The 24116-nt window shown below is 71.9% G+C and carries 20 protein-coding genes; 10 read left to right on the top strand and 10 right to left on the bottom strand.

Annotation, left to right across the window (positions count from 1 at the left end):
• Nucleotides 1-37 precede the first annotated feature (37 nt).
• Together BJ964_RS44855 and BJ964_RS44860 are read right to left on the bottom strand one after the other, a co-directional pair.
• Complete coding sequence (locus BJ964_RS44855; protein WP_188126346.1) at nt 38-1564, bottom strand: hypothetical protein; 1527 nt, start codon at nt 1562-1564, stop codon at nt 38-40.
• 165 nt (nt 1565-1729) lie between these two features.
• Nucleotides 1730-2725, bottom strand: coding sequence for an NADP-dependent oxidoreductase (locus BJ964_RS44860; protein ID WP_188126347.1), 996 nt, complete (start codon nt 2723-2725; stop codon nt 1730-1732).
• A 48-nt stretch (nt 2726-2773) separates the two neighbouring features.
• Between BJ964_RS44860 and BJ964_RS44865 the strand changes: the two genes are divergently transcribed.
• The 5 genes from BJ964_RS44865 to BJ964_RS44885 all read left to right on the top strand — a co-directional run bounded on the left by BJ964_RS44865 (nt 2774) and on the right by BJ964_RS44885 (nt 6333).
• Complete coding sequence (locus BJ964_RS44865) at nt 2774-3397, top strand: TetR/AcrR family transcriptional regulator (protein WP_188126348.1); 624 nt, start codon at nt 2774-2776, stop codon at nt 3395-3397.
• A 21-nt stretch (nt 3398-3418) separates the two neighbouring features.
• A complete protein-coding gene (locus BJ964_RS44870) occupies nt 3419-4069 on the top strand; it encodes an NADPH-dependent F420 reductase (RefSeq protein WP_188126349.1) in 651 nt (216 codons plus the stop codon).
• A gap of 216 nt (nt 4070-4285) precedes the next feature.
• On the top strand, nt 4286-4618 hold the full coding sequence (locus tag BJ964_RS44875) for an ArsR/SmtB family transcription factor (RefSeq protein ID WP_188126350.1): 333 nt from the start codon (nt 4286-4288) through the stop codon (nt 4616-4618).
• A complete protein-coding gene (locus BJ964_RS44880) occupies nt 4615-5100 on the top strand; it encodes an SRPBCC family protein (protein ID WP_188126351.1) in 486 nt (161 codons plus the stop codon). Before BJ964_RS44875 ends, BJ964_RS44880 begins: the two co-directional genes overlap by 4 nt.
• 72 nt (nt 5101-5172) lie before the next feature.
• Nucleotides 5173-6333: a methyl-accepting chemotaxis protein gene (locus BJ964_RS44885; RefSeq protein WP_188126352.1), complete on the top strand. Its 1161-nt coding sequence runs from the start codon at nt 5173-5175 to the stop codon at nt 6331-6333.
• 26 nt (nt 6334-6359) lie between these two features.
• Here BJ964_RS44885 and BJ964_RS44890 read toward each other — a convergent pair whose 3' ends face one another.
• From BJ964_RS44890 to BJ964_RS44910, 5 genes are all read right to left on the bottom strand, one after another.
• Nucleotides 6360-6974 (bottom strand): TetR/AcrR family transcriptional regulator, encoded by a 615-nt coding sequence (locus BJ964_RS44890; protein ID WP_188126353.1) that lies wholly within the window; start codon nt 6972-6974, stop codon nt 6360-6362.
• A 22-nt stretch (nt 6975-6996) separates the two neighbouring features.
• Entirely contained in the window at nt 6997-7725 is a 729-nt protein-coding gene (locus tag BJ964_RS44895; RefSeq protein WP_188126354.1) for an ABC transporter permease, read from the bottom strand.
• Between the two features lie 55 nt (nt 7726-7780).
• Nucleotides 7781-8503 carry an ABC transporter ATP-binding protein gene (locus BJ964_RS44900; protein WP_188126355.1) on the bottom strand — a complete coding sequence of 241 codons (723 nt, stop codon included), beginning with the start codon at nt 8501-8503 and terminating at the stop codon, nt 7781-7783.
• Between the two features lie 75 nt (nt 8504-8578).
• The gene (locus BJ964_RS44905; protein ID WP_188126356.1) at nt 8579-9211 is read right to left on the bottom strand and encodes a phosphoribosyltransferase; all 633 of its coding nucleotides are present in this window, start codon (nt 9209-9211) and stop codon (nt 8579-8581) included.
• 8 nt (nt 9212-9219) lie between these two features.
• Nucleotides 9220-9885 carry a dienelactone hydrolase family protein gene (locus tag BJ964_RS44910; protein WP_188126357.1) on the bottom strand — a complete coding sequence of 222 codons (666 nt, stop codon included), beginning with the start codon at nt 9883-9885 and terminating at the stop codon, nt 9220-9222.
• Between the two features lie 326 nt (nt 9886-10211).
• Here BJ964_RS44910 and BJ964_RS44915 point away from each other — a divergent pair, with 326 nt between their 5' ends.
• Together BJ964_RS44915 and BJ964_RS44920 are read left to right on the top strand one after the other, a co-directional pair.
• Complete coding sequence (locus BJ964_RS44915) at nt 10212-11708, top strand: family 43 glycosylhydrolase (protein ID WP_188126358.1); 1497 nt, start codon at nt 10212-10214, stop codon at nt 11706-11708.
• A gap of 314 nt (nt 11709-12022) precedes the next feature.
• Nucleotides 12023-13174 carry an RNA-guided endonuclease InsQ/TnpB family protein gene (locus BJ964_RS44920; RefSeq protein WP_223149717.1) on the top strand — a complete coding sequence of 384 codons (1152 nt, stop codon included), beginning with the start codon at nt 12023-12025 and terminating at the stop codon, nt 13172-13174.
• A 41-nt stretch (nt 13175-13215) separates the two neighbouring features.
• On the opposite strand, the gene BJ964_RS44925 is transcribed toward BJ964_RS44920, so the two are convergent.
• Together BJ964_RS44925 and BJ964_RS44930 are read right to left on the bottom strand one after the other, a co-directional pair.
• A complete protein-coding gene (locus BJ964_RS44925; protein WP_188126359.1) occupies nt 13216-14598 on the bottom strand; it encodes a pyridoxal phosphate-dependent decarboxylase family protein in 1383 nt (460 codons plus the stop codon).
• A gap of 79 nt (nt 14599-14677) precedes the next feature.
• Nucleotides 14678-16006, bottom strand: a complete 1329-nt coding sequence (locus tag BJ964_RS44930; protein WP_188126360.1) for a jacalin-like lectin — start codon at nt 16004-16006, stop codon at nt 14678-14680.
• A gap of 160 nt (nt 16007-16166) precedes the next feature.
• On the opposite strand from BJ964_RS44930, the gene BJ964_RS49425 reads away from it, so the two are divergent.
• Together BJ964_RS49425 and BJ964_RS44940 are read left to right on the top strand one after the other, a co-directional pair.
• Complete coding sequence (locus BJ964_RS49425) at nt 16167-18083, top strand: phosphatase PAP2 family protein (protein WP_188126361.1); 1917 nt, start codon at nt 16167-16169, stop codon at nt 18081-18083.
• Between the two features lie 143 nt (nt 18084-18226).
• Nucleotides 18227-19570 carry a phthalyl amidase gene (locus BJ964_RS44940; RefSeq protein ID WP_188126362.1) on the top strand — a complete coding sequence of 448 codons (1344 nt, stop codon included), beginning with the start codon at nt 18227-18229 and terminating at the stop codon, nt 19568-19570.
• Nucleotides 19571-19657: 87 nt separating this feature from the next.
• On the opposite strand, the gene BJ964_RS44945 is transcribed toward BJ964_RS44940, so the two are convergent.
• A complete protein-coding gene (locus tag BJ964_RS44945; RefSeq protein WP_188126363.1) occupies nt 19658-23041 on the bottom strand; it encodes a proline dehydrogenase family protein in 3384 nt (1127 codons plus the stop codon).
• A 105-nt stretch (nt 23042-23146) separates the two neighbouring features.
• On the opposite strand from BJ964_RS44945, the gene BJ964_RS44950 reads away from it, so the two are divergent.
• On the top strand, nt 23147-24055 hold the full coding sequence (locus BJ964_RS44950; protein ID WP_188126364.1) for a LysR family transcriptional regulator: 909 nt from the start codon (nt 23147-23149) through the stop codon (nt 24053-24055).
• The last annotated feature ends 61 nt before the right edge of the window (nt 24056-24116 follow it).

The raw sequence follows: 24116 nt of genomic DNA on the forward strand, positions 1-24116 counted from the left end.
CGGGTTAATCCGACGTATCCGGCTTTATCCGGTGAAGTCAGCCCCAGGCCGGGACCCACCACTGCCATCCCGCGGGGGCCGGGGACCAGGCCGGATCGGGTCGCCAGCCGTCCGGCGGATACCACCCGGCGGGCGGGGTCGGCCAGTCCGGCGGCACCACGAACCTGATGCCGGTGGGCGCGGGCGGGATCGGCGGGTGCGGGTCGACGGCCGGGGAGACCGGAGACACCGCGGACACCGCGGAGACCGGGTTCATGGTGCTGAGCGCGCCGGAGTTGGCCTTCACCACGGCGGCCAGCGCCGGGATGACCGTGGTCTCGGCGATCTCCATGGCCTGGATGTCGGCGGGGGCCGGGGACACCGGGGTGGGCATCGGCTCGGTGAGCGTCGCGGTCTGCGGGACCACCCGGGTGACGGGCTGGTCGAGGTACGGCACGCCGGCTCCGGGCAGCGAGCCGGTGGCGGGCAGGCCGGGCAGCGCGCTGCTCCCGGCCGCCCACGTGGGCACGCCGTTGCTGGGAACGGCCCAGCTCGGCAGGCCGCCGCCCGGCTCGGCCCACTGCGGGGGATCATCCGCCGGGGACACCGGCGGCTGCATCGTCGCCGGCGACGCCCAGCTGGGCAGCGGCTCGCCGGTGGTCACCCAGTTCGGCACGAGGCCGCCGGAGCCGGGCCCACCGGACATGACCGGGCTGCCGGCCGGGGCGGGGGTGGTGCCCGGCGTGGCCGGTCCCGTGGCCACGCCGGAGCCGGGGACGCTCGCGGTGCCGCGGCCGGGGGCCGGGGCGGCGGCCGGGCGGCGGGCCGGGGCCTGCCAGCTCTCCGGCAGGTCCTGGACGCGGGCGATGTAGAGCATCACCTCGTTCTTGTCGGTACTGCCCCGGACGATGGCGCGGGCCGCGGTGACCAGGCCCTGTTCGGCCATGTGCCGCAGCACCGGGAGCAGCTCGCCGCTCATCTTCGGGCTGAGGTCACCGACCCGGGCCTCGCCGATGCGCACCTCGACCAGGTGGTCGGCCATCTCGTGCAGCGTGACGTACGCCCAGCACTCCCCCTCCGGGCGCAGCACCAGCCGCAGCGCGTCGAGGGACGGCTGCTGGCCGACGACCTGGACGGCCGAGCCGGAGGGCAGGAGCCGGTGCTCGCTCAGCGGCGGCGAGTTGGCCGGGACGAGCATGTGCGGTTCGGCGAGGTCGAGGCGGATGGAGGCGTCGAAGGCGGCGGGACGGCCGTCGGCGGCGACCCACTCCCGGCCGGTGATCCGCGCGTTGACCTCGGGGATCAGGTCCCGGGTGGTGAGCGAGGTGAACACCTGGACGTACCGGGCGGCCTCCGGCCGGGGCAGGTGCCCGAGCAGGCTGGAGCCGGACCAGACGCCGACGGCGTTACGGTCGTGCCGGTTGTTGCGGTCCGGGATGAGCTGGACCGGGACGTTTATGTCGGTCCCCTGCGGGTTGAAGTCGTCGCCGAAGAGCGCACGTATCGCCTTTGCGTAGTGCGTTTCGCCGACCACCTCGGCACTCGCCCAGCCCGCTTGTCCCCAAAGTTGGAACCGATTCGCCACGCGGAAACGCTAGTGTCTGCTTTCCGTCAGTGACCTCACCCATACGGATGAGTGCGATCAACCGTACGTTCCGTATCCGGGCCACTCGCGAGAGCAACTAAATTACCGTTCAGTCGCGGATCAACCCGGCGACCCGCCCGAAACGGGACGCCGGGCAGCGCGAACCTAGAGCCGGACCACCATCTTGCCGGTGTTCTCCCCACGAAGCAGACCGAGGAACGCCTCCGGCGCGTTCTCCAGCCCGTCCACGATCGTCTCCCGGGCGGTGATCCGGCCGTCGCGCAGCCAGCCGCCCACCTCGGCGACGAAGTCGGGGGCCCGGTGCCCGTGGTTGCCGACGATGAAGCCGCGCAGGTTGAGCTCCTTGCCGATGGCCGCCGCCAGGTTGCGCGGCGCGGCCGCCGGGGTGGTGTCGTTGTACTGCGCGATCGCGCCGCAGAGCGCCACCCGGCCGAACTTGTTCAGCGAGCCGATCGCGGCCTCCAGGTGGTCGCCACCGACGTTGTCGAAATACACGTCGATGCCGTCCGGCGCGGCCGCGCGCAACTGCTCGCGCACCGGGGCGTCCCGGTAGTTGAACGCGGCGTCGAAACCGAGGTCGTCGACCAGGTGGCGGGCCTTCTCCGCGGAACCGGCGCTGCCGATCACGCGCTTCGCTCCGCGGAGCCGGGCGATCTGGCCGACGACGCTGCCCACCGCGCCGGCCGCGCCGGACACGAAGACGGTGTCACCCTCGCGGAATTGCGCGATGTCCAACAGCCCGACGTACGCCGTGAGGCCGGTCATCCCGAGCAGCCCCAGGTAGGCGGAGAGGCTCGGGGCCGCGGCCGGGTCGACCACCTGCACCCGGGTGGCGTCGGCCGCCGCGAACTCCCGCCAGCCCAGGTTGTGGCTGACGAAGGCGCCCACCGGCACACCGTCGGCGTTGGAGGCGACCACCTCGCCGACCGCGCCGCCGTCCAGCGGGCGGCCCACCTGGAACGGCGGGATGTAGGACTTCACATCGTTCATCCGGCCCCGCATGTACGGGTCGACGGACATGAAGGCGTTGCGGATCAGCACCTGGCCGGGGCCGGGCTCGGGGACCTCGGTCTCGGCGAGCTCGAAGTTGTCGACGGTGGGCCAGCCCACGGGGCGGGACGCGAGGCGGATCTCTCTCATGGACTCGACACTACGTCGAGAAACTCGACACCGCGTTAGGGTGTCTGCATGAGCACACTTCCCGGCCCCGGCCGGCGCCGCGGCCCCAGCAAGGGTGACCAGCGCGAACGCGCCATCCTGGAGACGGCGCGCACCCTGCTGGCCCGGAAGCCCCTCGCCGACATCACCATCGACGAGCTGGCCGCCGGCGCGGACATCTCCCGGTCCAGCTTCTACTTCTATTTCGACTCGAAGCTCGCGGTGGTGGTGGCGCTGCTGCACGGGCTCACCGGCGAGCTGGGCCGCGACTCCGGCCCGTGGCTGGAGGGCTCCGGCCCGGACGAGGCGGCGCTGCGCCGGTCGCTGACCACGCTCGCCGTGCTCTGGCGCGATCAGGGCCGGCTGATCTCCGGCGCGCTGGCCGCCGCTCCCGGCTGCCCGCCGCTGGCCGAGTGGCGGGCCGGGCTGCGGGCCGCCCACGTGGAGCGGCTCGCCGCCCGGATCAGCCGGGACCGGGCCGCCGGCCTGGCGCCGGACGGGCCGGCGCCAAGCGTGCTGGCCGGGCTGGTCGACGATCTGCGGACCGCCGCGTTCGCCGCCGCCGCCGATCCGGAGGCGCTGGTGGACGACCTGGTCACGGTCGAGTTGCGGATGCTCTACGGCGATTTCCGGATTCCCCACCCGATCCGGTGACCCGGCGCGCACCCTGGGTTCATGCGTATCGGTGTCATTGGAGCGGGTCGGCTCGGCGGCACTCTTGCCAGGTGGTGCGCCGAGAGTGGGCACGAGGTCGCGGTCACCTCGCGTCATCCGGAGCGGTTGCGTGCCGAGATGGACGGCGACGGCGCGCCGCTGCGGGTGATGCCGATCCCCGAGGCGGCCGCCTTCGGCGACGTGGTCATCTTCAGCCCGAACTGGTCCTCGGCGCGGGAGGCGATCGACATGACCCGCGACGCGATCGCCGACAAGGTGGTCATCGACGTGACCAACCCGGAGCCGGACGGCGAACCGGGGCCGGGCGGCCTGGCCGGGATCGGCATGCCGGGCGGGCTGAGCGGCCTGGAGACCCTGATCGAGTGGGCGCCCGAGGCGCACTGGGCCAAGGCGTTCAACACCATGTCGACCGAGGTGCTCAACCGCCGGCGCGGGCATGACCCGCTACTGACCGAGTACGTCTGCACCGATCAGCTGGACGCCCGCGAGGCCACCGTCCGGATCATCCGGGATCTCGGGTTCGCCCCGTTCTACGTGGGCGGCCCTCACGCCGCGCTGCTCACCGAGACCGGCGGCCCGCTGCGGATGCTCGAGGTCGACGTGCAGGACGCCACCGACGCGCTGGCCGGCGCCCTCGTCACGCTGCACTGACCGAACGCCGGCCCGCCGTCGTCGCGCCGGCGCAGCCAGGCCGCGTGTGTGTCGCGGGCCGTGGGCGAGCCGGATGTCCCGATGCTGATGGTCACTGCTACCTCCCCGTTGAGGTTCGTCGCTGCGGCCCGGTTCATCGGCCGCGGCGCCCTCGTCTGAAGGAATTCCGCCGAGCCGGGTTGTCGGGAGCCCTCGCACCCCCTAACGTACAACCACATGGTTGTAGATTCCGGGGTTGCCGACGCCGACCGCGTCTTCCACGCCCTGGCCGACGCGACCCGGCGCGACATCCTGACCCGGGTGATCCGCAGCGGGATGTCCGTCTCGGAGCTGGCCCGTCTCTATCCGATGAGCTTCGCCGCGGTGCAGAAGCACGTCGTGGTTCTGGAGCGGGCCGCCCTGGTCAGCAAGACCCGGCGCGGACGGGAGCAGATCGTGCGGGGAGAGGTCGAGGCGCTGCGCCGGGTGGCGCGGCTGCTGGACGCCTACGAGCGGTTGTGGCGGCATCGGGCCGCCGCCATCGAGGAGATCCTGGAGGAGGAGCAGTGACGGTCATCAGCAGCACCAAGGACGTCGGCGCGCTGACGCTGACCTTCGTCGCCGAGTTCGCGGCGCCGGTGGACCGGGTCTGGCAGGTCTGGGCCGATCCGCGCAAGCTGGAGCGCTGGTGGGGCCCGCCGACCTGGCCGGCCACCTTCGACCGGTACGACTTCAAGCCCGGTGGCGCGGTCCGCTACCACATGACCGGGCCGGACGGGACGAAGGCGCGGGGCTGGTGGGCGATCACCGACATCGACGAGCCGTCCCGTCTGGAGTTCGACGACGGGTTCGCCGGCGACGACGGCGAGCCGGTGGACCCGGAGGACGTCACGCACGCCGTGGTCACCCTGGAGGCGGCCGGCCCGGGCACCCGGATGACGACGGTCTCCACCTTCCGCAGCGCGGAGCAGCTGGAACGGATGGCCGAAATGGGCATGGAGGAGGGCATGCGGCTCGCGATGGGCCAGATCGACGCGATCCTCGCGGACTGAAAGGGCCTGCACCGCGTATCCGGGCGCGGTAGCGTCGGAAACGTTCCCGACGAGCGCGCCCGGAGGGGCCTGATGCCCACCTGGCTGATCCTGTTTGCCGCGCTGGCCGCGGTGGCCGCCGGTGTGTTCGTGGTTCGCCGTCGTGCCCGGCCGGCCGGTGGCGGGGCGGGCGATCCGGGCGCCGCGGGGCGGATCACGGAGCTCACCGAGACGCTGCGGGAGCGCGACGCCGAGCTGGAGCGGCTGCGGGCCGAGTTGGACGCGCAGGAGCAGGTGGCGCAGGACCGGCAGCGGGAGCTGAACCAGCGGCTGCGGCGCCGGGCCCGGGAGGCGATCGACGACACGGCCGAGGTGATCGGCGGCAAGCTGGCGGACGTGGTGCGGCAGGTGGGCGCCGCCCGGCACGCGGCGGCCTCCACCCACGAGGGGGTGACGATCACCAGTGACGCGGCGAGCGTGCTGGTCCGGCGGGCGCACAGCGCCGACGAGGCGGCCACCGCACTGAACGCCAGCCTGCGCCAGGTGGCCGGGATCGCCAGCGTGATCTCCGGGATCGCCTCGCAGACCCGGCTGCTGGCGCTGAACGCCACCATCGAGGCGGTCCGGGCCGGCGAGGCCGGCAGCGGGTTCGCGGTGGTCGCCGACGAGGTGAAGGGCCTGGCCGACACGACCGCCGACTCCACCGAGCAGATCACCAGCACGGTCGCGACGCTGGAGGCGGACGTCGCCCAGATGGGCCAGACGCTGAGCGCCATCATCTCCGACGTCGGCGACATCGAGGCCGCGATGCGCCACCTCGACGGGATCGCCGACCAGCAGCACGACATCGTCGGGCAGCTGCACCGCAGCGTCGAGGCGACGATGGCCCAGATCTCGGACCTGTCCGACGTGGCCGAGCGGCTGGAGCGCCGCCGGCACGACCGGCTGCCGGTCAAGGGGACGGTCCGGTTGGAGACGGCGTCACTGTCGGCGCCGGTCACCGCCGAGATGATCGACCTCAGCTCGGACGGGCTGGGCTGCCTGATCCCGGCCGGCGCCCGGATCGCGGACGGTGAGCTGGTGCGCGTCCAGTTCGCGTGGGACGGCCTGGCCGCGGGCGCCGACGCCCGGGTGGTCCGCCGGATGACACGCGGCGACGGCACCGAGATCGGTCTGGAGTTCCAGGGCGTGCCCGAGCACACCCGGGACGAGGTGATCCGCTTCCTGTCCCGGCAGATCCCCGCGCGGCCCTAGCCCTCCACGCCCCGCCGGGCCGCGATTCATGCCTCCTGCGGGAACACGCCCGGTAGGTCCTCGGTGAGATAGCGCTGCACCGCCGGGCCGACCGCGGCGACCAGCGCGTCGGTCGGCGCGGAGGCCAGCGGCTCCACCTTGATCACGTACCGGGCCATCGCGAGGCCGACCAGGTGGCTGGCCGCCAGGGTGACCCGCAGGTGCGCCTCCGCCGGGTCGAGGCCCAGCTTGGGCACCGCCCGGCGCAGGATCTGGGTGATGATGAACTCGCGGAACAGCTTGGTGGTCCACTCGGTGCCGACGACCGATCGCAGCAGCGCCACGGCGGCCGCGCCGCGCGGCCCGTCCCACATGCCGAGGAAGGCGCGGACGAACCGGACACCGATCTCGTCCCGCTCCCCCGCGGTCGCCTCGTTGATCAGGTCGATCGGGTCGACCGGCGAGTTCATCGTCGCCAGGAACAGCTTGTCCTTGGTGCCGAAGTAGTGGTGCACGAGCGCCGGGTCCACCCCGGCGCCGGTCGCGATCGCGCGGATCGAGGCGCCGTCGTACCCCTTCTCGGCGAACGCGCTGCGCGCGGCCACGAGAATCGCCTCGCGCGTGTCCGGGTTGCCGGGCCGGCGTCCGGTCCGTCGCACCATCAAACCCCTTTTCCTGTACGCCCTAAGCGGTCCTCCGGCGCAGGGTGGCCGCGCCGAGGATCAGGGCCACCACGATCGATCCCACCACGACGGTGAGGTCCCGCCACATGATGCCTGTCGGCTCGGCGTGCACACCCACCTCGGTCAGCGCCTCCACGGAGTAGGACATCGGCAGCACGTTGCTGATCGTCTGGAGCCAGCCGGCCATCTCGTCGCGCGGCACGAACAGCCCGCAGAGCAGCAGCTGGGGCGCCACCACGAGCGGCATGAACTGCACCGCCTGGAACTCGGTACGGGCGAAGGCACTGCACAGCAGGCCGAGCGCGACACCGAGCACGGCGTTGGCGACCGCGATCAGGATGACCAGGCCGATGCTCCCGGCGGTCCGCATGTCCAGTGCCCAGTAGGAGAAGGTGGCCGCCACCGTCGCCTGCGCACCGGCCGCGACACCGAACGCCACGCCGTAGCCGAACAGCAGATCGATCTTGCCGACCGGGGTGGTGAAGAGCCTCTCCAGGGTGCCGGTGGTGCGTTCCCGCAGCATGGCGATGCTGGTGATCAGGAACATCACGATGAACGGGAAGACGCCGAGCATGGTGAGGGCGACCCGGTCGAAGACGGCGGGCTGGCCCTCGTACATGAAGTAGATCAGGGTGATCAGCAGCGTCGGGACCACCACGATGAGGCCGATGGTCCGCGGGTCGTGCCGCAGCTGGCCGAGGATCCGCCTGATGGTGCTGACGAGGATCATGCCGAGTCTCCCGACTTCCGGACAAGAGCGCGATCATGACGCTCGCTACGCTCGGTCATGCCGCGACCTCTTCCTGGCGCCGGATCAGGTTGAGGAACGCCTGGTCGAGGTCGTCGACGCCGGCGGTGGCCTTGACGCCGGCCGGGGTGTCGTCGGCGATCAGCGCGCCCTCGCGGATCAGCAGCAGCCGGTCGCAGCGGTTGGCCTCGTCCATCACGTGGCTGGACACCAGGACGGTGGCGCCGTCGGCGGCGAGGCGGCGGAAGTGGTCCCACAGCTCGTCGCGCAGCACCGGGTCCTGCCCGACGGTCGGCTCGTCGAGGACCAGCAGCTCGGGGCGGCTGACGATCGCGCAGGCCAGCGACGCGCGGCTGCGCTGGCCACCGGACAGGTTCGCCACCAGCTGCCCGCGCGCCGCGGTCAGGCCGACCGCCTCGACCGCCTCGTCGGCGGCGGCCGCCTTGAGACCGTAGAGCGAGGCGAAGTAGCGGGCGTTCTCCGCCACGGTGAGGTCGGCGTAGACGCTCGGCGCCTGGGTCAGGTAACCGATCCGGCGGCGCAGCGCCGCGGACCCGGCCGGGTGGCCGAGCACCGTCACCGTGCCGGACGCGACGATCTGCACGCCGACGACGGCACGCATCAGCGTGGTCTTGCCGCTGCCGCTCGGGCCGAGCAGGCCGGTGACGCTGCCGCGCGGGATGACGCAGGAGAAGCCGTCCAGAACGGCCCTCTTCCCGCGTCTCACGACGAGGTCGCGGACCTCGATCGCTTCGGACATCATTCCTCCCGGGGAACTCATCAAGTGTTGAACTCAACGGTAGATGAATTCCCCGGAACGGGGCAAGGCTCCAACTCAACACATGATGAAATGGCCCACGTCCTCGTCGGTGAGCTGCTCGAAGTCCTCGTACCAGCGGCCCACCGCGTAGAACGGGTCGGGCGCGCTCAGGCACACCACCTCGTCGGCCTCGGCGGACAGCGCGTCCCGGGCCTGCGGCGCGCACACCGGCGCGGCCAGGATCAGCCGGCCCGGTCCCTGTTCGCGCACCCAGCGCAGCGCCGCGTGCGCGGTCACCCCGGTGGCCAGCCCGTCGTCGACCACGATCACCGTGCGGCCGGCCACCGGCGGGGCGGGGCGGCCGCCGCGGTAGAGCTGGATCCGGCGGGCCAGTTCGGCCCGCTCGGCGGCCAGGACACCGGCGAGGTCGGCCTCGGTGACCCCGGCGTAGCGCAGGTTGTCCGGGTCGTACACGGGCGGGCCGTCCTCGGCGATGGCGCCCACCCCGAACTCCGGGTACCGGGGCGAGCCGATCTTGCGGGCCACCACGATGTCGAGATCACCGCCGAGCCGCTCGGCGACCGGCCCGGCCACCGGCAGGCCACCCCGTGGGAGGGCCAGGACCAGCGGATGCCGGTCGGCGCCGAGAAGCTGCGCCAGGCGGCCGGCGAGCGCCCGGCCCGCCTCGGCCCGATTCGCGAAGATCATCGCCGGACTCACCTCGCCATCGCCGGCACCAGGTGATCGCCGAACCAGTGGCCCGCCTCCTCGGCCACCGTCTCCAGCGCCCCGGGCTCCTCGAACAGATGCGTGGCGCCGGCCACGATCCGCAGGTCGGCGCGGATCCGCATGGTGTTGCGGGCCTCCTCGTTGAGGTCGATCACCTGAGGGTCGTGCTCACCCACGATGAGCAGCGTGGGCGCGCGCACCTCGACCAGCGCCGGCCCGGCCAGATCCGGGCGGCCACCGCGGGACACCACGGCGCGGACCGCCGACGGCCGGGCCGCCGCCGCGACCAGGGCCGCGCCTCCGCCGGTGCTCGCCCCGAACAGGCCGAGCGGCAGAGCCGCGGTGGGCGGCTGCACCCGCATCCAGTCGATGATCCCGACCAGGCGGTCGGCGAGCAGGCCGATGTCGAAGCGCAGCTCACCGGTACGCGCGTCGCGTACCTCCTCCTCGGGGGTGAGCAGGTCGGCCAGCACGGTGGCGAACCGCCGCCGGTTGAGCTCGGCGGCCACCACGCGGTTGCGGGGACTGTGCCGGGAGCTGCCGCTGCCGTGGGCGAACAGCACCACCCCGGTGGCGTGCTCGGGAAGCGTCATGTCGGCGTCCAGGCGTACCGAACCCAGTTCGATTCGTTCCTGGGTCATCCAGGTCGTCATCGTCCGTCCCTTCTCCTGCGTAGATGACGCCGGGGGGACGACGGTCCACGGCACTGGAATACCCGCGGATGACCGGGAAAACCCTCAACGCCGAGCCGCATGCTGTCCTGGCCACTCCGGTTGAACGAACCCAGCGTCGTTGATCAGCATGGATACCGCCTCTTGACACTCCACTTGTGATCGTTAACATACTGGCAATACATCGAGCAGAATAGGTCCGTCCATCCCCACCGTCCCGGACGGACACCGCGGCGCCCCGGCCCACCGGCAGGGCGCGCCCGACCCCCAGTCGATGCGCCACTCCCCCGCTCCCCGAAGGGACTGTCATGTCTCTTGCACGCCTGAAATCCGTCGGAGCCGTCTTCCTCCTGCTCTTCGCGGTGGCCGTCGCCGTGGAGGCCCGTACCTCGGGCCCGGCCCGCGCCGCCGCCACCTTCACCAACCCGGTGGCCTCCGCGCCGTACGGCGCCGACCCGTGGGTGGGCTACTACAGCGGCTACTACTACCTGGCCGCGACCACGTGGAACAACCAGGTCGTCATCAAGCGGGCGACCTCGGTGGCCGCGCTGCCCGGCGCTACCGAGAACGTCGTCTACACCGGAACCGCCACCGCGAGCTGCTGCAACGTGTGGGCGCCGTCGATGCACCGGCTGAACGGCCCGAACGGGTACCGCTGGTACCTGTACTACTCGGCCGGCACCGCGGCGTGCTGCGACGGGCAGCGGTCGTTCGTGCTGGAGAGCTCCGGCGACAACCCGCTCGGCCCGTACACGTTCAAGGGCCAGCTCAACGTCCAGGCCAACAACGGCTGGGCCATCGACGGCAGTGTGGCGACCATCAACGGCGCCAACTACTTCCTCTACTCGTCGTGGGTCGGTGACCTGCAGAGCCTGTTCATCGCGCCGATGACCAACCCGTGGACGGTGTCCGCCTACGGGACGCGGATCTCCTACCCGACGTACGACTGGGAGAAGGTCGGTGGCAACACCGAGGAGGGCCCGTACGTTCTCCAGCGCAACGGGGTCACCTACCTGACGTTCTCGGCCAGCTCCTGCAACACGCCGGACTACAAGATCGGCATGCTGACCCTGACCGGCACCAACCCGCTGTCCGCCTCGTCGTGGACCAAGAAGAGCACCGCGATCTTCCAGCGCAGTGACGCGAACAGCGTCTACGGCCCGGGCCACCACTCGTTCTTCACGTCGCCGGACGGCACCGAGACGTGGATGGCCTACCACGCCAACGAGACCACCGCCCAGGGCTGCGGCGCCACCCGGACCACCCGGCTCAAGAAGGTCAGCTGGAACTCGGACGGCACCCCCAACCTGGGTACGCCGGACAAGCTCTCCACCACGCTGACCGCACCCGCCGGCGACCCGGGCGGCACCGTCTCCTACCCGGTGGCCGGCACCAAGTACCGGATCATCAACCAGGCCAGCGGCAAGGTCCTCGACGCGGCGAACTGCGGCACCGCCAACGGCACCGCCATCCAGCAGTGGTCGTCGCTGGGCAACGCCTGCCAGCAGTGGACGTTCACCAAGACGACCAGCGGCTACTACCGGATCACCAACGTCAACAGCGGAACCGTGCTCGACTCGGTCAACTGCGGCACCGCCAACGGCACGGCCCTCAACCTGTGGGCCAGCCTCGGCAACACCTGCCAGGAGTGGAGCCTGACCCCGATCAACGGCGGCTACCTGATCGCCAACCGGGGCAACGGCATGGTCCTCGACGTCACCAACTGCGGCACCGCCGACGGTGTGGCCGTACGCCAATGGGCGTCGCTGGGCAACTCCTGCCAGCAGTGGAACATCACGGCCTGACCGTCCCCATCAGCACCACCCACGGCTCCCCGCCGACCCGAGGCGGGGAGCCATCCCCTTTTCAGTAGTCCATAAGGCGGGACCTCCGGCCATTCACGGCCGGGAGGAACGCCGTCACCCACCTGGACGGTTCTGGTTTCGCGTGCGCGCGGACGATGCTGAGGGGTGGCCGCCGCATGGTCGGTGAGGTGCCACGGGTGTTCGCGGGTGCTCGCGGCGGGCTTGATGCAGTTGTGGATGGTCTGACGTTGTGTGCCCGAACATCGGGATAAAGTGTCTGTTCGGGTGACATAGTCGTATCTAGACTGATCGGCGTGAAGCTGGTGGTGCAGGTGAAGCTCCTGCCGACGCCCGTGCAGACGTCGGCGTTGGAGGCCACCCTGCGGGCCTGCAACACCGCCGCCTCCCAGGTTGCCGCCACCGCACGCACCGTCGACTGTTACCGCAACTACGACCTACGGAAACACTCCTACCAGGCGATCAAAGCGGATTGCGGGTTGGGTGCGCAGGCCGCGCAACATGTGATCAAGAAGGTCTGCGACGCGTACACGACGTTGCAGGCCAACCTCACAGCCGGCCGCTACGGCAAGCCCGGCAGCAGGCGCCGCCGCAGAGTCGAGGCCGGCCCGGTCGTGTTCCGCTGGGATGCGGCGCAGCCGTATGACGCGCGGATGCTGTCCTGGCAGCACGACGCCCGGACCGTGTCGATCTGGACGGTCGGCGGGCGGCTTAGGGATGTCGCGTTCACCGGCTCGGCGGATCAGCTCACAGCGGTCGCGACCCTACCGGTCGGTGAATGCGATCTGCTGCACCGCGACGGCATGTGGTTCCTGTACGCCAGCGTGGAGGTGCCCGAGCCGCAGCTGATCGAGCCGGCCGGGTTCCTCGGTGTTGATATGGGCATCGTCAACATCGCCTACGACTCCGACGGCACCCGGCACGCCGGGGCCGAACTCAACGGCTATCGCCGCCGGCAGGCCCGGCTGCGTCAGCGGTTGCAGGCCAAGAACAGCCAGTCCGCGAAACGGCTGCTGCACCGCCGCCGTCGTAAGGAGGCGCGGCACGCCGCGGACATCAACCATGTGATCGCCAAGACCATCGTGACCGAGGCTGCACGCACCGGCCGCGGTATCGCCGTCGAACAGTTGACGGGGATCCGTGACCGGGTCCGGCTGAGAAAGCCCCAACGGGTCACGCTCTCCTCATGGTCATTCGGTCAGCTCGGCGCGTTTCTGGCGTACAAGGCCTGCCGGGCCGGTGTACCGCTGGTCCAAGTGGACCCCCGCTACACCTCGCAAACCTGTCATCGGTGCGGGCACCGCGACAAACGGAACCGGCCGAACCAGGAAACCTTCACCTGTCGGTCGTGCGGGGTCGTTGCCCACGCCGACCACAACGCGGCCCTCAACATCGCCCACCGCGGTGTCGAGGGCTGGGGCGCAGTCAGCCGCCCACACGTGGCCTGACCTCGCAGCCAGCGGGGGAAGAGATCCACAAACCCACCCATTCATGGGCAGGTAGTTGACAGGGCTTTGCGGACGGCCTCGACGACCCGGTCCGCGTCGGCCCCGGCGGTGCGCCAGTTGCTGAACGCGGCACGCAGCGCGGGGCGGCCGTGCAGGACGGTCGGGGTCAGGAACGCCTCGCCGGAGTCGGCCACCGCCCGGAGCACCGTGGCGACGTCGCCGGGGACCGCGAAGCAGACGACGTTCAGGCGGACCGGGGACAGCAGCTCCACGCCGGGCAGGGTGCTCAGCCGTTCACCCAGGCGGTGGGCCGCCGCGACGGTCCGGGTGACGATCTCGGCATGGCCGTCCACACCGTACGCCGCCAGCGTGAACCAGGCGGCCAGGGCGCGGAGCCGGCGCGAGTTCTCCGGGGTGAGGTGGCAGTGGTCCGGGTCGCCGGTGATCGCCGGCAGATAGGCGGCGGTGTTCTGGAAGACGGCCACCTGCAGATCCCGGCGGCGGGTGAACTGGACCGCCGAGTCGTACGGGACGTTGAGCCACTTGTGCAGGTCGACGCAGACCGAGTCGGCCCCGCCCAGACCGTCGACCAGGTGGGCGTGCTCCGGGGTGAGGGCCGCGAACCCGCCGAAGGCCGCGTCCACGTGCAGCCAGAACGGGTACCGCTCGCGCAGCGCCAGGATCGCGCGCAGGTCGTCGAAGTCCACGGTGTTGACCGTTCCGGCGTTGGCCACCACGATCGCCGGGCGGCCGTCCAGCGCGGCGAGAGCGTCGGCCAGCGCGGCGACGTCGACGGCTTCCCGGCCCGGCAGGGTCCGGACCGGGCGCAGCGACGCACGGCCCATGCCGAGCACGGACAGCGCCTTGTGGACGCTGGAGTGCGCGGCCCCGGACAGGACCGGGATCTCGCCGAGCGCCGCGAGGCCCTGCCGGGCGACGCTGACCCCGAGCCGTTCGCCGGACCATTCGCGGCCGATCGCCAGGCCGGTCAGGTTGGACATGGTGGCGCCGCTGACGAACGCGCCGGCGTGGTCCGGGCCGAGGCCGAACATGTCACGCAGCCAGGAGACGGTCTCGTCCTCCAGTGCGGCGGCCGTGGAGCCGGCACGGTTCGAGACGTTCTGGTCGAAGGCCGCGGTCAGCCAGTCGCCGGCGAGCGCGGCCGGAGTGGCGCCGCCGGTCACGAACCCCAGGTAGCGGGGGCCGGCGCTGCCGGAGAGGCCGGGCGCCCAGCGGCGTTCGAACTCGGCCAGCGCCCCGGCCGTGCCGGCGCCGCCGACCGGGAGCGGGGCCGGTTCGACGGCGGCCGGGGTGGGCGCCACGGGGCGTTCGGCGAGGCCGGCCAGGACCCGGGTGGCGTAGTCCCGGGTGGCCTGGAGCAGGGCGGGCAGGTCGTCGAGGTCGTGGGCGAGTCGCTGATGCACGGCCTGAACGCTAGGAGCGACCGCCGGGCGTTGTCGCGGTCCACTTCGGCTCGCCTGGCCCTGCCCCGGCCGTCCGCGGTCAGCGACGGGTGTAGATGACGCCCAGCTTGTCCACGGCGGACCCGGATCGCCCGTGGAACCCGGCGATCTGCCAGCCGGCCGGCGCCGTCCGGGTGACGCAGTCCGACGTGGTCGTGCCACCGGCGACGCTGTTGCCGAGGTTGGTGGTGAACCTCGCGTAGAAGATCCGGGTGTGCCCGCTGTACGCGGCACGGCACAGGTAGGCACCCGTCACGTACTCGCCGCTGCCCAGGGTGAGCGACTTCGCCGTGCCGCCGGTGCCGCCGTGGGCCAGGACCGTCCCGGTGGCGAGGGTGAGGTTGACCTGGTCGACCCGGGAGCTGGCGCGCAGCCCGATCACGGTGGCGCGGGCCGCCGCCGGGACCGACACGATGTCGTTGTAGTGGTCGCCGTGCGGTCCGCCGAACTGGTCACTGAGCTGGTAGTCCGGGTTCGCCGTCCAGCCGAACGCGGTGCTGACCGGGAAGTGGTCGGAGAGCATCAGGCCGTCGTCGGTACGGAATCCGGCGTCCTCGTTGTGGTAGTCCGTCGCGGTGAGAGTGACCGCCCGGCCGCTCCGGTAGAGGATCTTGTCGACCACCTCGCAGGTGTCGGTGACCGCGGCCGCGTCGCACACCAGCGCGTCCGAGCCGGCGGCCGGGGCGCTGCCGCCGCGTTCCAGCCGCACCCAGGCGTCGGTGAGCCCGTTGGCGGCGGTGAAGTCGCGGATCGTGTCGGCGGCGCGGGTGTAGCGGGTGTTGGTGTCGCCCATGACGATCACCGCGTTGCCGGCCGAGTGGGTGGTGATGAAGGCCGTCAGCTGGTTCAGGTTGTCGGCGCGGGACTCCTGGTCGCCGCTGCTCGTACCGGCGTTGGTGTGCAGGTTGTAGAGGTCGACGAAGACGCCGTCGGTGATCCGGTGACGGGTGAGGGTGAAGCCCTTGGGGGTGAGGCAGTCACCGGAGTCGAACTGGCAGGAGTCCCAGTCGCCGCGTTCGAAGTCGTCGGTGTCGTACGGAATCTTGGAGAGTGTGTTGAGGCCGGAGCCGATGCCGGCGCCGCCGCTGGTCGGGGTGCGGTACGCGTGCGTGGTGTCGGCCGCGTACAGGTAGGCGTGGTAGTTGAAGTCCTCCTGGACGTGCACGATGTCGTACGGGCCGAGGCGCTGCCCGATCAGGGTGTGCGCGGTCTCGCGGTCGGTCTCGGCGCTGGAGATCAGCTCGGGGAGGCCGGCGACGTTGTAGGTGAGGACGTTGAAGGAGCCGCCGGTGGGGGCGGCGGCCGAGGCGGGGCTGGGAGCGGTGACCAGCGTGGCGAGCACGCACACCGTGAGGATTCTCCGGACCATAGAGGGCAGCCTATGGCCTTTCCTACCCGGCGGTAACCTCACGTCGAGAAATGTTCACGTTCACAACAGCGAGCGTTGTCCTCGCCGCCGCCTGATCCACCGAAGCTGGGTCCCGATCTTGACCCCTCTCGATCCTGACCCCTCTGTCGATGGAGTTCCCGTGAACGTCAGCCGCCGCAGCCTCCTGAAAGCCGCCGGAGCCGCCGGAGCCGCCGGTCTGGCCGCCGCTCCCGGCCTGGTCCCGACGCCGGCCTTCGCGGCGGCCGCGTCCGTCACCGGCTCGTTCACCGGCTCGGTCACCAGCCCCGTCATCGGCTCCTTCGTCGACTCCTACAAGACGAACACCACGGCGAACCTGACCGCCGAGACCAACGCGGCCGTCCGCATCCTCTCCGGCTTCCAGCGGGTGTGGAGCACCGGCGCCGCATGGAACACCGGCACCGTCCTGGACGAGGCGTTCCTGCGGGCCAACGTCCGCTACGTCGTCCGGACCACCCGCAACCGGACCGCCGCCGAGGCCGCCCGCTCGTTCGTGGTGGACCGGCAGCACCAGAGCTACTCGGTGATCGCCGGCCTCGGCCCGCTCGCCGGCGTCTACCAGGCCGGATCGCTCGCCGTCACCGGCATCACGGCCGCCCCGGAGACCACCCCGGCCACCACGGTCAGCGACGCGGTCCCGGCCGGCGCGCCCGCCGGATCCACGCTCGGCGCCGGCAACCCCGCCTCCGCGCTCGGCAAGGTGGTCACGCTGGTCAACACCGTGCGCGGCAACTGGTCGTCGGGCAACCCGAGCAAGTTCGCCTTCCAGTACCCGCGCCCGTGGCGGATGACCGACGACAGCGAGGTCGTCGACACCGGCGCGGTCGACGAGTTCGGCTACCCGGTCTACGACTCCGGCGTCGTGGTCACCCCGCAACTGCTGCGCCAGCGCGGCACCAACCCGGCCGAGGACGGCGGCTACGTCAGCGGCCACACCAACGCGCTGTTCATGGCCGCGCTCGCCTTCGCGTACGCCGTCCCGGAGCGTTTCCAGGAACTGGTCACCGCGGCCTACGACCTGGCGCACACCCGGATCGTCACCGGCATGCACTCCCCCGCCGACGTGATCGGCGGCCGGGTCCTCGGCACCGCGCTGACCGCCGCGATCCTCAGCGACCCGGCGAACGCCGGCCTCAAGGCCGAGGCCCGCGCCCAGGCGCTCGCCTACTTCCAGGCCCGGGTCGGCACGGACGTCTTCGCCGCCGCGCACGCCACGGCTTCCGGCGACGCCTACGCCGACCACGAGGTCAACGCCGCGATCGTCCGGCCCAAGTTCACGTACGGCCTGCCGGCCCGCCGCCCGTCCACCGCGTCCGTCCCGTTCACCGTCCCGGCCGGCGCCGAGGTGCTGCTCGAGACGCGCCTGCCGTACCTGGACGCCGCCCAGCGCCGGGAGGTCCTGCGCACCACCGGCCTGGCCGCCGGCAACCCGATCCTGGACGGCCCGGAGCAGTGGGGCCGGCTCAACCTGTTCGCGGCCGCCGACGGCTACGGCGCCTTCGACGCGGGCGTGGCGGTCACCCTCGACGCGGCGGCCGGTGGATTCTCGGCCGCCGACACGTGGCGCAACGACATCGACGGGCGCGGTGGGCTGGTCAAGCTCGGCAGCGGCTCGCTCACCCTGGCCGGCGACAACGCGTACCGGGGTGGCACGACCGTCGCCGAGGGCACGCTGGTCGCCGCGTCGAAGTCCGCGCTCGGCTGCGGCGACGTCACCGTCTCCGGTGGCACGCTGCGGCTGACCGCCCCGAAGGTGCACGTCAGCGGCGGTTTCCGGCAGAGCTCCGGCACCCTCGCGGTGACCGTGCGCCCGCACGGCGCCGCGCCGCTCACGGTGGGCGGCGAGGCGGTCATCGGCTCCGGCGCGACCCTCTCGGTGACCGTCGGCCAGGCCGACCGGTACGACTCGCCGGTCCCGGTCCTCAAGGCCCGGCGGGTCCGCGGCCGGTTCGCCGCGGTCGTCGTGACCACCCCCGGTTACCGCGCCGACCTCGTCCAGCAGGGCGACGCCCTCGCCCTGCGTCTCCGCAAGGACTGACCCCCACGGCACCGACCCGGCCAGGGTGCGTTTCATGGCGGCCTCGTCGGCGATCTCCTTGGCGACCAGCTTGCCGTCGGCCGGCAACCGGCGCTTGACAGACATCGAGCGCGGTCATTGGATGTTACCGGGAGGTAACGCCAATGATCGTCCGCCGTGCCGTAGTCGTCGCCGCGCTGTTCGCCGGCATCCTCACCGGTGCGCCGGCCACGGCCGCGCCCGAACCCTGCACCGCGCCCGTGCCGAGCGACACGAAGCCCGGCTATCTGGTCGCCGACCCGGACTGTGGACTGGACGGCACCCCGTTCACCGCGCTGCCCGGCGCCCGTACGCACACCGGGATCAAAGACGGCGCGGCGTACCGGATCGAGGTTCCGAACCGGTGGAACGGCCGGCTGGTGGTCTACGCGCACGGCTACCGGGGCACCGGGACGACCGTCTACGTGTCCGATCCGGACCTGCGGCAGCACTACGTCGACCGTGGGTTCGCGTGGGCGGCGTCCAGCTACGCGACCAACGGCTACGACGTGGCGCAGGGCGTCTCGGACACGTACGCGCTGGTCGGCCTGTTCCGGGAGCTCACCGGGAAACGGCCGGGGAAGGTCTACATCACCGGTGTGTCGATGGGCGGGCACGTCACCGGCGTGGCGATCGAGCGGTACCCACGTACCTTCGCCGGGGCCATGCCGATGTGCGGGGTGCTCGGCGACGTCGAGTTGTTCGACTACTTCCTGGACGCGAACGTCACGGCGGCGGCCCTCGCGGGTGTGCCGATCGAGTTCCCGCTGCACCCGGACGCCGGATATCCGGCCCGTTTCGCGGGACAGGTCGGCCGGATCCGCGCAGCGCTCACCGGCACGGCCGCCGGGGCCACCTGGTCCGATGTGGTGGAACGGCGCAGTGGCGGCGAACGGCCCGGCTTCCCGGCGGCGCTCGCCTACTGGAACGCGGCCACCCAGGGCGGGCTGCCGTTCCTGTTCAGCCTCTACCCGGGCCTGAACGGCGGCACGGCCGGGATGGCGGAGGGCAATCTGACCGACAACCGGCGGACCCTCTACCGCTCCACCGACGGAAGGCGGCTCACACCGGAGGAGAAGCGCCTCAACGCGGAGGTGCTGCGGGTCGGCCGGACCGCGACGACCGGAGTGCCGCGCATCGCCGGCCGGCCGTCGATCCCGGTGCTGTCGCTGCACGGCATCGGCGACCTGTTCGTGCCGTTCTCGATGGAGCAGGAGTACGCCCGCGAGGCCGCCGCGAACGGCCGCTCCCGCCTCTTCGTCTCCCGCGCCGTCCGGGACGTGGCGCACTGCGGCTTCACCCAGGCCGAACAACGCCGCGGCTTCGACGACCTGGTCACCTGGGTCGAGCGGGGCCACCGCCCGGCGGGTGACGCGATCCTGGACCGGCGCACGGTCGCTGCCGCGTCCTTCGGCTGCCGTTTCACCGAGGGGGTACGCGCGGCGTACGCGAACCTGCCCTGCCCGTAAAAACTGCCCTGCCCGTAAAAAACCGGGGGTACGCCCTCCGCGCGGAAGAAGAGGAAGAACGCGGAGGGCGTACCGGGAAAGGGTCTGCTAGAGGACGTCGGCAGCGAGGGTGAGCGGATTTCCGAAGCGGTGGGCCGTCACGCTGACCGCCTGCTCGCGCAGGAAGGGCAGCAGCTCCACCCGCCCGGCCTCGGTCACCGGACCGGACCAGACCGCCAGGTCGGGCCGCCCGCCGGTGGCCGCGGCCAGCGCCGCACCGTCGCCGCCGATCAGCCGGACCCGTCCCGCGGAGAGTCCCGCGGCGAAGGCCGCGTCGTCCTCGACGGTGATCGAACGGCACCGCGCGGCCAGCGCGTCCGGCAGCGGCTCCGCGGTGGAGACGTGCACGTCGGCGCCGGTGAGCAGGCCGGCGGCCAGTACCCGGACCAGGTCGGCGAGCGGGGCGCCGGCCGCGAACCGGACGGTGACCGGAGTGGGCAGGTAGCGGAACACGTTGCGTTCCGCCTGGAGGCCGGAGACGTCCGTGGGCGTACGGAAGTCGAAGGCGGCGTCGCTGCGGGCGGCCCGTTCCACCGAGGCGACCTGCTCGGCGGTGAGCAGGGCGCGCGCGTCGGCGAGCAGGACCCGTACGCCGGGATGGGTGACCTCGGCCGTCGCGGACGCCGGGCGGGGCGCCCAGCCGGTGAGCCCGGTCAGGTAGTTCGGACCGCCGGCCTTGGTGCCGGGGCCGACCGCCGAGCGCTTCCAGCCGCCGAACGGCTGCCGCCGGACGATGGCGCCGGTGATGCCGCGGTTGACGTACAGGTTGCCGGCCTGGACCCGGTCCAGCCAGGTGCGGACCTCGGTCTCGTCGAGCGAGTGCAGGCCCGAGGTGAGACCGAAGTCGACCTCGTTGACCAGGTCGATCGCCTCGTCCAGGGTGTCCGCGGTCATGATGCCGAGGATCGGGCCGAAGTACTCGGTGCGGTGGTAGGCCGACCCGCGGCGCACCCCGTCCCGGACGCCGGGGCTCCACAGCTTCCCGGAGTCGTCGAGCTTGCGGGGCTCGAGCAGCCAGCGCTCGCCGGCGCCGAGCGTGGTGAGCCCGTCGAGCAGTTTGCCGGCGGCCGGCTCGACCAGCGGGCCGACCTGGGTACGCGGGTCGGACGGGTAGCCGACGTCCAGTGAGGAGACCGCGTCGAGCAGCTGGGTACGGAACCGCTGCGATTTCGCCACGCTGCCGACCAGCACCACCAGGGACGCGGCCGAGCACTTCTGCCCGGCGTGACCGAACGCCGACGACACGACGTCCTTCACGGCCAGGTCCAGGTCGGCGCTCGGGGTCACGATGATCGCGTTCTTGCCACTGGTCTCGGCGAGCAGCGGCAGGTCGGCGCGGAACGAGCGGAACAGTTCGGCGGTCTCGTACGCGCCGGTCAGGATCACCCGGTCGACGAGCGGGTGGGCGATCAGCTCCCGGCCCAGCGCGCCCTCGTCGACCTGGAGCAGGGTGACCAGGTTCGGGTCGGCGCCCGCCGAGGAGAGTGCGTCCCGCAGGATGCCGGCGAGCACGGTGCCGCAGCGCTCGGCCGGTCCGGCCGGCTTGAGGACGACCGAGGAACCGGCGGCCAGGGCGGCCAGCACCGAGCCGGCCGGGATCGCGACCGGGAAGTTCCACGGCGGCGTGACCAGGGTGAGCCGGGCCGGGACCGGGGTGGCGCCGTCGGTGCCGTCCAGTTCGGCCGACAGCTCGGCGTAGTAGTGGGCGAAGTCGACCGCCTCGGACACCTCCGGGTCGGCCTGGTCGATGGTCTTGCCGGCCTCGGCCGCCATCACCTCGAGCAGGGTGTCCCGGTGCTCCTCCAGGGCGACGCCGACGGCGTGCAGGACGGCGCGGCGGTCGATGGCGCCCCAGTGCGCGGCGGCGGCCTTCTCCAGCGCCTCGTCCAGGTGCTCGCGGTCGGTGATCCGGGGCAGGTCCAGGCCCAGCGTGGAGCGCTCGACCCGGCCGAGGATCGCCCGGGCACGATCACGGTGCACGGCCACGGCGGGGTCGGTGTCCGGGGTGTTGACGAACAGTCCGGGCTCGGAACGGGGCACGGCCGCGTACCGGTCGGTGACCCGGTGCGGCGCCGGCACCTTGCCGTCGAGGTCGTTGTCGGCGGGGTCGTTGTCGGCGAGGTCGTCGAGAGACGCCAGGAAGCGGTCCCGCTCCCGGGCGAACAGGGCCGAGTCGGAGTGCAGCTCGAAGACCGCGGACATGAAGTTGTCGGCGCTGGCGCCCTCCTCCAGCCGGCGGATCAGGTAGGCGATGGCCACGTCGAACTGCTCCGGGCGTACCACCGGGGTGTAGAGCAGCAGACCGCCGACCTCGCGCCGGACCGCCTCGGCCTGGCCTTCGGCCATGCCGAGCAGCATCTCGAACTCGATGCCGTCGCGCACGCCACGCTCACCGGCCAGGATCCAGGCGTACGCGACATCGAACAGGTTGTGCCCGGCCACCCCGAGGCGGACGTTGCGGATCCGGTCCGGGTGCAGCGCATAGCCGAGGACACGCTTGTAGTTGGTGTCGGTGGCCTGCTTGCTGTCGCAGGTCGCGACCGGCCAGCCGTGCAGTTCCGCCTCGACCCGCTCCATCGGCAGGTTGGCGCCCTTGACCAGGCGGACCTTGATGCCCGCTCCCCCGCGCTCGCGGCGCGCCGCCGACCACTCCTGGAGGCGGATCATGGCGCTCAGCGCGTCCGGCAGGTAGGCCTGGAGCACGATGCCGGCCTCCAGCCCGAGCAGATCAGGCCGGTCCAGGAGACGGGTGAAGACCGCGATCGTGAGGTCGAGGTCCTTGTACTCCTCCATGTCCAGGTTGACGAACTTGCCGGTCTTCGCGGCCAGTGTGAAAAGCGGGGTGAGCTGCTCGACGATGTCGGCGACCGCCTCGTCGAAGGCCCACGGGTTGTGCGGGGCGACCGTCGACGACACCTTGATCGACACGTAGTCGACGTCGGGGCGGGCCAGCAGGCGCTCGGTGTTCTTCAACCGCTGCGACGCCTCGCCACGGCCCAGGACGGCCTCGCCGAGCAGGTTCACGTTGAGCCGGACGTTGCGCCCGCGGATCCGCTTGATCGCCTTGCCGAGGCGGGCGTCGGTGGCGTCGACGATGAGGTGGCCGACCATGTGGCGCAGGGCGCGGCGGGCGATCGGGACGACCACCCCGGGCATCACCGGGGCCAGCGCGCCGCCGGTCTTCACGGCCAGGCGCAGGTGCGCCGGGAGGAAGCCGGGCACGTCCTTGGCCAGGGCGGACAGCGCGCGGGCGCTGACCCGCAGGTCCTCGGGGCGGACGACGCCGTCGACGAAGCCGACGGTGAAGGCCAGGCCCTTCGGGTCGCGCAGCACGCCGGCGAGCTGCGCGGCCGAACCGCCGACCGGGACGTCCGCGGCCTCGCGCAGCCAGCGCCGGACAAGGGCGATCGTCTCTTCGGCGATCTCAGACATCGGGATGCTCCTTCCGCTTTCCGCCACAGTCTGTATGCCCATTTACGGTTAGGAAAAGCGATGCTTTATGAGCGATGTTCTTAAGTTGAGCTAACGTTTTTGCTCATGCTGGAGATTCGCCGCCTCGTCCTGCTCCGCGAACTGGCCATCCGCGGCACCATCGCGGCCGTCGCCGACGCGCTGAACTTCACCCCGTCCGCCGTGTCACAGCAGCTCAGCCAGCTGGAAAAGGAGACCGGTATGCAGCTGCTGCGCAAGGCCGGCCGCCGGGTGCAGCTCACCCCCCAGGCCGAGGTGCTGGTCGCGTCGGTCGGGGAGGTGCTGGACACCCTGGAACGTGCCGAGGCCCGCCTCCAGGCCGCGGCCACCCGGGTCACCGGCCGGGTCCGGGTCGCCGTCTTCCAGTCGGCGGCGCTCGCCTTCATGCCGGCCACGCTGCGGGCCATGGCATCACTACACCCCGACGTCCGGGTGGAGATGACCCAGCGCGAACCCGAGGAGGCGCTGCGCGAGACCTGGGCCCGCGACTTCGACATGGTCATCGCCGAGCAATACCCGGCGCACGCCGCCCCGCACCATCCCGGCCTGGACCGCCGGAACCTGACCACCGACGCGATCCGGCTGGCCCTACCCCCGGTGCCCGAATCGCTGCACCCGGTCGACTCCCTGATCACGGCCCGGCACATGCCGTGGGTGATGGAGCCGCGCGGCGCCGCCTCCCGCCACTTCGCCGAACAGGTGTGCCGCCTGGCCGGCTTCGAACCGGACGTGCGCTACGAGACCGCCGACCTCCAGGCACACATGCGGCTCGTCGAGTCCGGAAACGCGGTCGCCCTCATCCCGGACCTCATCTGGGCGGGCCGGAGCACCCCGGCGCGCCTGCTGGAACTGGACGGCGCTCCGCGGCGCACCATCTTCACCGCCCAGCGCCTGGCCGGTTCGGCATCACCGGCGGCCCGCGCCTTCCGCGACATCCTCGAACAGGCCGTCCGGCAGTCCGCCGCGCCCTCTTGACCACGCCCCGCGGGGACGGGCGACAGCAGAGGCGCGCCATCGGCAGAGGCCGCGCCATCAG

It is taken from the genome of Actinoplanes lobatus (genome assembly GCF_014205215.1).
Classification (GTDB): Bacteria; Actinomycetota; Actinomycetes; order Mycobacteriales; family Micromonosporaceae; genus Actinoplanes; species Actinoplanes lobatus.